This window comes from Mycobacterium asiaticum (assembly GCF_001673635.1).
Lineage (GTDB): Bacteria > Actinomycetota > Actinomycetes > Mycobacteriales > Mycobacteriaceae > Mycobacterium > Mycobacterium asiaticum_C.
Window position 1 is genome coordinate 198,721 of sequence record NZ_LZMH01000069.1, and the last position, 11,368, is coordinate 210,088.

The window sequence follows — 11,368 nt, forward strand, 5'->3', positions numbered from 1 at the left end:
CGTGCGGGGGCTTTTGCGTCTGGTCGCGCTGGAACTACTTGATGATCTTGGTGACCCGGCCGGCGCCGACGGTGCGGCCACCCTCACGGATCGCGAACCGCAGACCGTCGTCCATGGCGACGGGCTGGATCAGCTTCACCGAGATGTTGGTGTTGTCACCGGGCATCACCATTTCGGTGCCCTCCGGCAGCGTCACCACACCGGTCACGTCCGTGGTGCGGAAGTAGAACTGCGGACGGTAGTTGTTGAAGAACGGCGTGTGCCGGCCGCCCTCGTCCTTGGACAGGATGTAGACCTGGCCCTCGAACTCGGTGTGCGGCGTGGTGGTGCCGGGCTTGATGACAACCTGACCGCGCTCGACGTCCTCACGCTTGACACCACGCAGCAGCAGACCGACATTGTCACCGGCCTGACCCTGGTCGAGCAGCTTGCGGAACATCTCCACACCGGTGACCGTGGTCTTGGTGCTGGTCGGCTTGATGCCGACGATTTCGACTTCCTCGTTCACGTTGACCACGCCGCGCTCCACACGACCGGTGACCACGGTGCCGCGGCCGGTGATGGTGAAGACGTCCTCGACGGGCATCAGGAACGGCTTGTCGGTGTCGCGCACCGGGTCCGGGATCGACTCGTCGACCGCATCCATCAGGTCCTCGACGGACTTGACCCAGGTCGCGTCACCCTCGAGCGCCTTGAGCGCCGAGACCCGCACGACCGGGGCTTCCTCGTCGAACTCCTGGGCGGCCAGCAACTCGCGGACCTCCAGCTCGACGAGCTCGAGCAGCTCCTCGTCGTCCACCGCGTCCGACTTGTTCAGCGCCACCAGGATGTAGGGCACACCGACCTGACGGGCGAGCAGCACGTGCTCACGCGTCTGCGGCATCGGGCCGTCCGTAGCGGCGACCACCAGGATCGCGCCGTCCATCTGGGCGGCACCGGTGATCATGTTCTTGATGTAGTCGGCGTGGCCGGGGGCGTCGACGTGCGCGTAGTGACGCTTCTCGGTCTGGTACTCGACGTGCGCGATGTTGATCGTGATACCGCGCTGACGCTCCTCAGGCGCGTTGTCGATCTGGTCGAACGCCTTGGACTCGTTCAGGTCCGGGTACTTGTCGTGCAGGACCTTGGTGATAGCCGCGGTCAGGGTGGTCTTGCCGTGGTCAACGTGACCGATGGTCCCGATGTTGACGTGGGGCTTGGTCCGCTGGAACTTCGCCTTCGCCACTTCTGTGTCCTCCTGGACTGTTGGTGCTTATAAAAGCAGTGTTGATTTTTCTGAAATTTGCCGCGGTACTAACCGCGTCAGCCTACTCGCAGGGGCCGGACTACTCGCCGGTCGCCTTCGCGATGATCTCCTTCGACACGTTCGCCGGCACTTCGGCGTACGAGTCGAACACCATGGAGTAGTTTGCCCGGCCTTGTGTCTTGGACCGTAGGTCGCCGACATAACCGAACATCTCCGACAGTGGCACGTGCGCTTTGACGACGCGCGCGCCGGCACGCTCCTCCATGGCCTGGATCTGGCCACGGCGAGAGTTCAGGTCGCCGATCACGTCACCCATGTAGTCCTCGGGTGTGGTGACCTCGACGGCCATGATCGGTTCCAGGATCACCGGCTGGGCTTGCGCGGCAGCCTTTTTCAGCACCTGCGAACCCGCGATCTTGAACGCCATCTCAGACGAGTCGACCTCGTGGAAGGCCCCGTCGAGCAGGGTGACCTTCAAGTTCACCAGCGGGTAGCCGGCCAGCACGCCGTACTGCATGGCGTCCTGCGCACCCGCATCCACCGACGGGATGTACTCCCGCGGGATGCGTCCACCGGTGACCTTGCTCTCGAACTCGTAGGTGGCGCCGTCTTCGCTGGTGAAGGGCTCCAGGGAGATCTGCACCTTGGCGAACTGGCCGGATCCACCCGTCTGCTTCTTGTGGGTGAACTCGACGTTGTCCACCTTTCGGCGGATGGTCTCCTTGTAGGCCACCTGCGGCTTGCCGACGTTGGCCTCGACCTTGAACTCGCGGCGCATGCGGTCCACCAGGATGTCCAGGTGCAGCTCGCCCATGCCGCCGATCACGGTCTGGCCGGTCTCCTGATCCAAGTGCACCTTGAAGGTGGGGTCCTCCTCGGCGAGCTTCTGGATCGACAGGCTCAGCTTCTCCTGGTCGCTCTTGGTCTTGGGCTCGATGGCGACCTCGATGACTGGATCGGGGAACGTCATCGACTCCAGCACGACCTGGTTGTTCGGGTCGCACAGGGTGTCACCGGTGGTGGTGTCCTTGAGCCCGATCACCGCGTAGATGTGGCCGGCCGACGCCGTGTCCACCGGGTTCTCCTTGTTGGAGTGCATCTGGAACAGCTTGCCCAGCCGCTCCTTCTTGCCCTTGGTGGCGTTGATGACCTGCGAGCCGGAGTCGACCTTGCCCGAGTACACCCGGACGTAGGTCAGCTTGCCGAAGAACGGGTGCGCGGCCACCTTGAACGCCAGCGCCGAGAACGGCTCGTCGGTCGACGGCTTGCGGGTGACCTCTTCCTCTTCGTTGCCCGGAATGTGGCCGGTGGCCGGCGGCACATCGAGCGGCGAGGGCAGGTAGTCGACGACGGCGTCCAGCATGGGCTGCACGCCCTTGTTCTTGAACGCGCTGCCGCACAGCACCGGGTACGCCTCCGAGCTGATCGTCAGCTTGCGGATCGCGCCCTTGATCTCGGCGATCGTGAGTTCTTCACCGCCGAGGTACTTCTCCAGCAGCTCCTCGTCGGTCTCGGCGACCGCTTCGATCAGCTTGGTGCGGTACTCCTCGGCCTTTTCGGCCAGGTCGGCGGGGATCTCGACGGTGTCGTAGGTCTCGCCGAGCTTGGTCTCGCCACGCCACACCTTGGCGTTCATCTCGACCAGGTCGACGATGCCCTCGAACTCGCTCTCCGAGCCGATCGGCAGCTGGATCGGGATCACGTTGGCCCCGAGGCGCTCCTCCATGGTGCGCACCGAGAAGTAGAAGTCCGCGCCGATCTTGTCCATCTTGTTGACGAAGCAGATGCGGGGCACGTCGTACTTGTCGGCCTGCCGCCAGACCTGCTCGGACTGCGGCTCGACGCCTTCCTTGCCGTCGAACACCGCGACCGCGCCGTCCAGCACCCGCAGCGAGCGCTCCACTTCCACGGTGAAGTCGACGTGCCCGGGGGTGTCGATCAAATTGATCTGGTGGTCTTTCCAGAACGTGGTGGTGGCGGCGGAGGTGATGGTGATACCACGCTCCTGCTCCTGCTCCATCCAGTCCATGGTGGCGGCACCGTCGTGCACCTCACCGATCTTGTAGCTGATGCCGGTGTAGTAGAGGATGCGCTCGGTGGTCGTCGTCTTGCCGGCATCGATGTGCGCCATGATGCCGATGTTGCGGACCTTGCTCAGGTCTGTCAGAACGTCCTTCTGTGCCACAGAAGTCTTCCCACTCTTTCGTTGCTTGTCAGTTCGCTAAGTGTTTGCGCCCAGCGTGGTCAGCTGGTGCCCGTCACCAGCGGTAGTGCGCGAAGGCGCGGTTTGCCTCGGCCATCTTGTGGGTGTCCTCACGCCGCTTGACGGAGGCACCCAGGCCGTTGCTGGCATCCAGGATCTCGTTGGCCAGACGCTCGACCATCGTCTTCTCGCGGCGCTGCCGCGAGAAGCTGACGAGCCAGCGCAGTGCCAGCGTGGTGGACCGGTCCGGACGCACCTCGACGGGCACCTGGTAGGTGGCACCACCGACGCGGCGGCTACGCACCTCCAGTGCGGGCTTGACGTTGTCAAGGGCGCGCTTGAGGGTGATGACGGGATCGGTGCCGGTCTTATCGCGGGCCTGCTCGAGCGCACCATAAACAATGCGCTCAGCCAGCGATTTCTTCCCCTTCAGCAGAACTTTGTTCACCAGCTGGGTGACCAGCTGCGACCCGTAGACCGGGTCGTTGACCAACGGACGCTTGGGCGCGGGCCCCTTGCGCGGCATTAGCTCTTCTCCTTCTTGGCGCCGTAACGGCTGCGAGCCTGCTTGCGGTTCTTGACTCCCTGGGTGTCGAGCGAACCGCGGATGATCTTGTAACGCACACCGGGCAGGTCCTTCACCCGGCCGCCACGCACCAGCACCATCGAGTGCTCCTGCAGGTTGTGGCCCTCGCCCGGGATGTAGGCCGTGACCTCAACCTGGCTGGTCAGCTTCACACGGGCGACCTTCCGAAGCGCCGAGTTCGGCTTCTTCGGAGTGGTGGTGTACACGCGGGTGCACACGCCACGGCGCTGCGGGCTGCCCTTCAGGGCCGCGGTCTTGACCTTGGCGACCTTGTCCCGGCGACCCTTGCGGACCAGCTGCTGAATGGTTGGCATCTACCGGCTTTCTGTGTTGTGCGTTCGAAATGCGTCTCTAAAAGTTCCTGTACTGCAGTTATGCCCCTCCCCGGAATAACCGAAGTATCCCGAGGTCGGGCGTGTCGCATGCGGTTGCCCGGAACCGAATCCGTTGCATCGTGGACACGCGAATTGGCCCGGCTATTTACGCCCCCAAGTTCAGGCGCCGTAGGCCGCCAGGCACGAGGTACCACAATACCTGGCACGGGTGAGGCAGGTCAAAGCGGTGGAATCCGGTCGGTGAGAGGCCCGACCAGCGGCGCGATCTAGGACCGGTCCGGTGCCGGCGCGGTGCGCAGGTCCATCCCGGCTGCCAGCCGCAGCACCATGTCGGTGAACACCGCGTCGGTGTCGATTTCGTCCATCACTCCGGTCATTTCGAGCAACACGAACCCGTGCAGGGCCGACCAGAATTCCAGTGCGGCGTAGAACGCCTCGTCGCCGTCGAGACCATAGGACGACAACACCGCGATGACGGGCGCGGCCGCCCCCCGGGTCGCCTCCGCGTACTCGGGGTCATCGCCGCCCAATGGCATGCGGGTGAACGCCGAATACCGGCCGGGGTGATGGTGCGCGTAACTGCGGTACGCGCCGGCCATCACCAGCACGGCGTCGTCGCGGGCACGGCCCTCCCCCACGCGGTTGAGCATCGTGATGATGTCGTCTATCACCCGGATCCGCACCGCGCGGCGCAGGTCCTCGAGGCTGTCGACGTGGTTGTACAGCGAGGGCCCCTTGGTGCCGAGCTGGGTCGCCAGCGCGTTGATCGTCAGCGAATCCCAGCCCTCCCGGTCCAGGAATGTCAGCGCGCCGTCGACGATGCCCTCGCGGCTCAGCTTGGCCTGACGGACGCCGGCTTTGGCTCCCCGCGGACGGCCACCGGCTGACGGTGGTTCCGGTTGAGCTGCCATGACGCTTCGCCCTTCGGTTGGATTACCGGCCTGGGTCAACTAATGACTCTAGTTGACCGCGTCGGGCGGAGCGGACGCGGCGCGCGTGGTGACGGCACGACGGCCGATCAGTATCGGCGGAAAATGTGCAAGGGACTGTCCTCCCGCGGGCAAATACACGTAATCTCATTCGAGGTCTCCATCAGTGCCCGGAGCCGTCACCCGCCCAATGAAGGGGGGCCGCAGTGAAACGGACAACCGCTGTCGGGACGCTGGCTGTTCTGGTCGCCGCCCTCGCTGCCGCGCCCGCCGCCCCGGCACCGTTGGCGCAAGCCAAAAACGGCGACACGCATATCACCGGGCAGGGCCTGGACACGGTCATCGACTGCAACGACGCCACCCTGTTGGTCAACGGGACCAACAACACCGTCACCGCAAAGGGCACCTGCTGGGCGGTGACCATGATGGGCAGCTCCAATACGGTCATCGCCGACACCGTCATCAACGACATCACCGTGTACGGCTACGACGGGACGGTGTTCTTTCACAACGGCGATCCGGTCATCTGGGATCGGGGCCGAGAGTTGGGCATGACCAACCGGATTGCACGAGTAGGCCCCTGAGTCACCTAGCCGTCGATCGGCAACCACCGCAGGCAAATACCGGGAGGAACAGAACCGTGCGTATCAATATCCCTGCCCTACGTATCGCTGCGTCGGCGGTTGCCGTGGCTACGCTCGGGCTGGCCGGTTGCAGTTCGACGGCCGGTCCGCCCGCGGGCTCCACCTCCAGCACCTCCTCGACCAAGTCGTCGACGTCGGCAACCAGCAGCGGCACCGCCGGGCCGTCGTCGTCGGGCAGCGCGACCACCACCGCCTCGGTGGAGATCGGCAACACGCTGACCTACGGCTCGATGGGCACCACCGCCACCCTGGATTGTGCGGACGGCAAGTCGCTCAATGTGGCCGGTTCGGACAACAACCTGACGGTGACGGGCAACTGCGAATCGCTGCGTGTCCTGGGCAAGGGCAACAAGATCACCGTCGACAAGGTCACCAGCAAGATCACCGTGCTGGGTATGGACAACACCATCACCTATAAGGACGGCGAGCCGAAGGTGGACAACGTCGGCGGCTCGAGCAACGAGATCAAGAAGGGCTGACGCCCCTACTTCCCGTTGGTATTCCCCTTGGTGGCCGGTGCGCCGTGTCGGCCGGCGCCGGCCGCGAACCGGCCCGCGCCCTCGCGTGCCTCTGCGGCCACCCGGGAGATGCTGGCGAATTCGAGGTCCATTGCGGCGGACTCCGGTAGCCCCCACTGGTGTAGCGCCGAGAGCCGGTCCGAGCGCAGGCACTGTTGCGGCAGGGCCGCCAGCTGGGCCGCCAACTCCTGGGCCGCCTGAAGGCCTTGGCCTTTGGGCACCACCCGGTTGGCCAGTCCAATGGCCAACGCCTCGTCGGCCTTGACGGCGCGGCCGGTGAGGATCAGGTCCATCGCGCGGCTGTGCCCGATCAACCGGGGCAACCGCACGGTGCCGCCGTCGATCAGCGGTACCCCCCAACGACGACAGAACACCCCGAACACGGCGTCCTCCTCTGCCACCCGAAGGTCGCACCACAGCGCCAATTCCAGGCCGCCGGCCACCGCATAACCGCTGACCGCGGCGATCACCGGTTTGGACAACATCATCCGTGACGGCCCCATCGGACCCGGGCCGGTGCGGTGCACGGCGTTGGCCTGCGGGGTGCCGAAGGCCTTCAAATCGGCTCCCGCGCAGAAGGTTCCGCCCTCCCCGCTCAGCACCGCAACCGACGCGGATTCGTCGCGGTCGAACTGGTCGAAAGCGGCGTAGAGCGCGGCGGCCGTCGGGCCGTTGACCGCGTTGCGCGCTTCCGGTCGGGTGATGGTCACCGTGGTCACCGGACCGTCGCGCTCGACACGCACCAGATCACTCATGTCGCCTCCTGTAATTGTTGTTCCGCCACATCGCGGCGTTCCGCGAGTTCGGTGGCGAAGTCGTGGTAGGCCACGCGTAACCGGGCGCCGGGCCAATCAGCGGGCAACAGGTCGTCGGGCAGCATCGGATCGGTGAGTAGGTGGCGCACCATGGCGGCGGCCACCGTGAATCGCTCCGGAACGCTTGTCGCAGTGGCAATTTCGTCGAGCAGCCGGTGCCCCACCTGTGCCCACTCGGTCAGGTCCCACAGTTGCTTGGCCAACGCGGCCGGGGCGTCGTCTCGTGCGTGCAGTACCCGCACCCGGGCCCGAACATCGGGGTCGAGGTCCAGGTCGAGGTTGTCCGGGCGCATCCAGACGCCTTCCCGTAGCTCACCGAACCGCTTGCTGTACATGTGGTTTCGCAGTGCGGCGCGGGTCCGGGGGTCGGTGCCGACGCTGGTGACGACCACGAGGTGCCAGGACCCGTGCCAGGCCCGGGTGGGCGGGCGCATGGCCTCGTCCTGGCGGCGCTGGCGGGCCAGCAGCCGATCCGAGAGGCGGTAGCCGTCGGCGGACCGGACCAGGTCCCCGGCGCTGACCATGCGGGTCAGCGCCACTCGCAGGGTTGGTTCTTTGATACCGAAATCGGCAGTCAGCCTGATCAATTCGGCGGCACTGGCCCAGGCGGGGTGGGCGCCCAACAGCACGCTGAGCACCACCGACCGTGCGGTCATGCGGGCCAGCGATTTAGGCATCTGCTACACCTCGGACGCTTTTCGGCCGTAATCACCGAACGGCTCGTCGCGGTGCCGGACCGCCTCGCGGAAGCCGTGTTCGACCGCGTCGGCGACGAAGGCGTGCCCCTCGGGAGTGTGCCGAGCGACGCCGTCGAACACGGTGCTGACCATCCTGCTGGTCGCGACACCTTGTTGCAGCAGAGGGGCATTCAGCGCGAGCTTGATCATGATCAACTGGTTCACCGGCAGGGCCGCGATCCTGGAAACCAGCCGTTCGGTGCGCTCGTCGAGATCCTCGGGGTCAGGAGCTTCGACCGCCAATCCCCATTCCGCGGCCTGCGCCCCCGTAATGCAGTCGCCGGTGAACAGTAAGCGCTTGGCGCGCTGGTCACCGAGCCGGTGTGCCCACAGGCCCGCGGCCGGCACACCCCAGACCCGGGTCGGGGGGTAACCGATCTTGGCGTCGGCGGCCGCGATCACCTGGTCGGCGTGCAGCGCGATGTCGGTGCCGCCGGCCACGCAATAGCCGTGAATCTTGACGACGGTGGGTTTGTCGGCGTGCATCAGGCTGGAGAAGCCGCGAACGAACCGGCTCATCATCTGATAGTCGATCATCGGGTCCCACGGCTGGTTCGGCAGGTGGTTGACGCCCTGGGTCTTTCCGTCCAGGACCGTGCCGCGGTAGCTGCCTTCGCCGCCCGCCGAGCCGGTCCGGTCGGCGTAGGCGGACAGGTCGAAACCCGCGCAGAAACCTTCGCCACGACCGGAAACCAAGATGACGTGCACGTTGGGGTCGAGATCGGCCCGCTCGACCAGCGCCGACAACTCCAGCGGGGTGTCGGCGACGATCGCGTTGCCCTTTTCAGGCCGGTTAAAGGTGATACGCGCTACCCGGTCGGTGACCTCGTAGGTCATCGTTTTCAGGTTGTCGAAATCAACCGGCCTGATCGCGTGGGTCATCCCTTAACTAGAGCACGCTCGATAATCGGCGCAAGATCCAGACCGGCCGGCATCGTGCCAAACGCTCCGCCCCACTGGCCGCCGAGCCGGGTGGCCAGGAACGCCTCGGCAACCGCAGGATGCCCGTGGCGCACCAGAAGCGACCCCTGCAACGCCAAGCAGATGTCCTCGGCGACCTTGCGGGCGCGGTACTGGATCGTTTCCAAGTCGGCGAGCTGGTCACGCAACCGTGCGACGTGCGCGTCCTGCCGGGCATCCTGACCGGCACTCTGCGTCAACTCGTCGAACAGCACCTCAACGGATTCGGGCCGAGTAGCCATGGCGCGCAAGGTGTCCAGCGCGCTCACGTTGCCCGAACCTTCCCAGATCCCCATCAACGGGGCTTCACGGTAGAGCCGCGGCATGCCGGAGTCTTCGACGTAGCCGTTACCGCCCAGGCACTCCAGGGCTTCGGCGGCGTGCGGGGTGGAACGCTTGCATACCCAGTACTTACTGGCCGCCAGCCCGATGCGGCGCAGCAGCGTCTCCCGCTGGTCGCCGCGTACCGCCCGGTCGGTGGCGCCAGCCATCCGCATCGCCACGATCGTCGCGGCCTCGGCCTCGACGGCCAGGTCGGCAAGCACGTTGCGCATCAGCGGTTGGTCAATGAGGTACGCGCCGAAGGCCTTTCGATGCTGCGCGTGGTAGATGGCGCGGGTCAGACCGGTGCGCATGCTGGTCGCGCTGCCCAGCGTGCAGTCCAGCCGGGTGAGGTTGACCATCTCGATGATGGTCGGGACACCGCGGCCCTCCTCGCCGACCAGCCAGGCGGTGGCGCCGTCGTACTCGACCTCACTGGAAGCGTTGGCGTGGTTGCCGAGCTTGTCCTTGAGCCGTTGCAGGAACATCCGATTGCGGGTGCCGTCGGGCAGGATGCGCGGCAGCATGAAGCACGACAGCCCGCCCGGCGCCTGAGCCAGCACCAGGAAGATGTCACACATCGGCGCGGAGGTGAACCACTTGTGGCCCCGCAGGCTGTAGGTGCCGTCTCCATTGGGGGTGGCCTCGGTGGTGCCGGCCCGCACATCGGACCCACCCTGCTTCTCGGTCATCGACATGCCTGCGGTGATGCCGGCTTTCGTCGCAGCCAGCTTCAGTTCCGGGTCGTATTCGCGACTCGTCAGCAGCGGCTCGTACACCGCGGCGAGTTCCGGGTTGAAACGGAGCGCGGGGACGACGGCGTATGTCATCGAGATCGGGCAGATGTGGCCCGGCTCGACCGTCCATACCGATGTCTTGGCGGCCCGCACCACGTGCGACCCCGGCCGGTCATCGGCCCAAGGCGCAGCGTGGAGTCCGTGGGCGATGGCCGTGCGCATCAGCTCGTGATATGCGGGGTCGTATTCCACCTCGTCGATGCGGTGCCCGACCCGGTCGTGGGTGTGCAGCACCGGACGATTGCGGTCGGCCAGTTCGCCCCAGCGCTGGGCCTGCGCGCTGCCATTGATGGCGCCGAGCTCGGTCACCTCGTCCACGCCCCATTGGCCGCCTTCGCGGATCAGGGCCTCCATGAGGACCGCCGAGGTGGCCGGGTTGTGGTTCTCGAGGGGCGCAACCTGGTTGGTGACGACGTGCGTATCTGGCATGGACCCCATGTTACATTTTCCCGACAACCGCACAAGAGGATGTAATGGCGCGGCGGGTTGCTCGGCGATCAGCCGGTGTGCTCGCGCAGGAAGGCGATGTCGTCCTTGCGGCCCTCGTCGGCGGTCTCGCAGATCACGGGCGCGTCTGCGGCGGTGACGACGGCGACCAACAAGTCGGGGTCGATCTGGCCGGTGCCGAAGTTGGCGTGCCGGTCGGCACCCGAGCCGGCCGCGTCCCGAGAGTCGTTGCAGTGCACCAAGTCGATGCGACCGGTCAGTGCCTTGATCCGCTCGACGGCGTCGACCAGCGCCTCTCCCGCCGCCCACGCATGGCAGGTGTCCAGACAGAAGCCGATGCCGGTGTCGCCGATGTGGTCCCACAGCCGGCCGATGGTGTCGAAGTAGCGTGCCATCGCGTGGTCCCCGCCCGCGGTGTTCTCCAGATAGACCTGCACATCGGTTTCCAAGTACTTCAACGCCTTGACCCACCGGTCGAAACCGGCCTCCATGTCGTTGTCGTCCGCGTGGCCGCCGTGCACGATCACCGCCGTCGCATTGATCTCTGCGGCCGCGTCGCAGGTGTCCTGCAGAATCTTGCGCGACGGGATCCGGATGCGGTTGTTGGCCGAGGCGACGTTGATCAAATAGGGCGCATGTACGTATAGCGGGATGTTGGACGCCTTCAGCGTCTCGGCGTCCTCGCGCGGCTTGGGTTTTTTCCAGCTTTGCGGGTTACCGAGGAAAAACTGCACCGCGTCGGCGCCGTCTGCGGCGGCCGCGGCCAGGGGATCGTCTCCACGAACATGCGAACCGATAAGCACTTGGCCAGTTTAGTGATGCGCATAGGG

General features: G+C 65.8%; 12 protein-coding genes. 2 read left to right on the plus strand and 10 right to left on the minus strand.

The annotated features are described in order from the left end of the window. Window positions 1-34: 34 nt before the first annotated feature. From tuf to A5645_RS19720, 5 genes are all read right to left on the minus strand, one after another. Complete coding sequence (gene tuf, locus A5645_RS19700) at window positions 35-1,225, minus strand: elongation factor Tu (protein WP_065035258.1); 1,191 nt, start codon at window positions 1,223-1,225, stop codon at window positions 35-37. Window positions 1,226-1,325: 100 nt separating this feature from the next. Then, a complete protein-coding gene (fusA, locus tag A5645_RS19705; protein WP_065035257.1) occupies window positions 1,326-3,431 on the minus strand; it encodes an elongation factor G in 2,106 nt (701 codons plus the stop codon). Window positions 3,432-3,504: 73 nt separating this feature from the next. Next, window positions 3,505-3,975: a 30S ribosomal protein S7 gene (gene rpsG / locus A5645_RS19710; protein ID WP_036352615.1), complete on the minus strand. Its 471-nt coding sequence runs from the start codon at window positions 3,973-3,975 to the stop codon at window positions 3,505-3,507. Continuing rightward, window positions 3,975-4,349, minus strand: a complete 375-nt coding sequence (rpsL, locus tag A5645_RS19715) for a 30S ribosomal protein S12 (protein ID WP_007767794.1) — start codon at window positions 4,347-4,349, stop codon at window positions 3,975-3,977. The genes rpsG and rpsL overlap by 1 nt, the downstream gene beginning before the upstream one ends. 287 nt (window positions 4,350-4,636) lie before the next feature. Beyond that, entirely contained in the window at window positions 4,637-5,281 is a 645-nt protein-coding gene (locus A5645_RS19720; protein WP_065035255.1) for a TetR/AcrR family transcriptional regulator, read from the minus strand. 224 nt (window positions 5,282-5,505) lie between these two features. On the opposite strand from A5645_RS19720, the gene A5645_RS19725 reads away from it, so the two are divergent. Both A5645_RS19725 and A5645_RS19730 read left to right on the plus strand, forming a co-directional pair. Beyond that, window positions 5,506-5,883, plus strand: coding sequence for a DUF3060 domain-containing protein (locus tag A5645_RS19725; protein WP_065035254.1), 378 nt, complete (start codon window positions 5,506-5,508; stop codon window positions 5,881-5,883). A gap of 56 nt (window positions 5,884-5,939) precedes the next feature. After that, a complete protein-coding gene (locus tag A5645_RS19730) occupies window positions 5,940-6,422 on the plus strand; it encodes a DUF3060 domain-containing protein (protein ID WP_065035253.1) in 483 nt (160 codons plus the stop codon). A gap of 5 nt (window positions 6,423-6,427) precedes the next feature. Here the strand turns inward: A5645_RS19730 and A5645_RS19735 are convergent, their stop codons facing one another. The 5 genes from A5645_RS19735 to A5645_RS19755 form a co-directional block, all read right to left on the minus strand. Next, on the minus strand, window positions 6,428-7,216 hold the full coding sequence (locus tag A5645_RS19735; protein ID WP_065130740.1) for a crotonase/enoyl-CoA hydratase family protein: 789 nt from the start codon (window positions 7,214-7,216) through the stop codon (window positions 6,428-6,430). Next, window positions 7,213-7,941 carry a PaaX family transcriptional regulator C-terminal domain-containing protein gene (locus A5645_RS19740; RefSeq protein WP_155768102.1) on the minus strand — a complete coding sequence of 243 codons (729 nt, stop codon included), beginning with the start codon at window positions 7,939-7,941 and terminating at the stop codon, window positions 7,213-7,215. The genes A5645_RS19735 and A5645_RS19740 overlap by 4 nt, the downstream gene beginning before the upstream one ends. Window positions 7,942-7,956: 15 nt before the next feature. Then, window positions 7,957-8,895, minus strand: coding sequence for a crotonase/enoyl-CoA hydratase family protein (locus tag A5645_RS19745; protein WP_065035250.1), 939 nt, complete (start codon window positions 8,893-8,895; stop codon window positions 7,957-7,959). Next, complete coding sequence (locus tag A5645_RS19750) at window positions 8,892-10,520, minus strand: acyl-CoA dehydrogenase family protein (protein ID WP_065130741.1); 1,629 nt, start codon at window positions 10,518-10,520, stop codon at window positions 8,892-8,894. Before A5645_RS19750 ends, A5645_RS19745 begins: the two co-directional genes overlap by 4 nt. A 68-nt stretch (window positions 10,521-10,588) precedes the next feature. Further along, on the minus strand, window positions 10,589-11,341 hold the full coding sequence (locus A5645_RS19755; RefSeq protein ID WP_065130742.1) for a deoxyribonuclease IV: 753 nt from the start codon (window positions 11,339-11,341) through the stop codon (window positions 10,589-10,591). Between the last annotated feature and the right edge of the window lie 27 nt (window positions 11,342-11,368).

What these genes read in the sequence shown, in the direction of transcription:
- rpsG (WP_036352615.1), bottom strand. Translation starts at nt 3,975, where the DNA reads ATGCCGCGCAAGGGGCCCGCGCCCAAGCGTCCGTTGGTCAACGACCCG.
- rpsL (WP_007767794.1), bottom strand. Translation starts at nt 4,349, where the DNA reads ATGCCAACCATTCAGCAGCTGGTCCGCAAGGGTCGCCGGGACAAGGTC.
- A5645_RS19720 (WP_065035255.1), bottom strand. Translation starts at nt 5,281, where the DNA reads ATGGCAGCTCAACCGGAACCACCGTCAGCCGGTGGCCGTCCGCGGGGA.
- A5645_RS19735 (WP_065130740.1), bottom strand. Translation starts at nt 7,216, where the DNA reads ATGAGTGATCTGGTGCGTGTCGAGCGCGACGGTCCGGTGACCACGGTG.
- A5645_RS19745 (WP_065035250.1), bottom strand. Translation starts at nt 8,895, where the DNA reads ATGACCCACGCGATCAGGCCGGTTGATTTCGACAACCTGAAAACGATG.
- A5645_RS19750 (WP_065130741.1), bottom strand. Translation starts at nt 10,520, where the DNA reads ATGCCAGATACGCACGTCGTCACCAACCAGGTTGCGCCCCTCGAGAAC.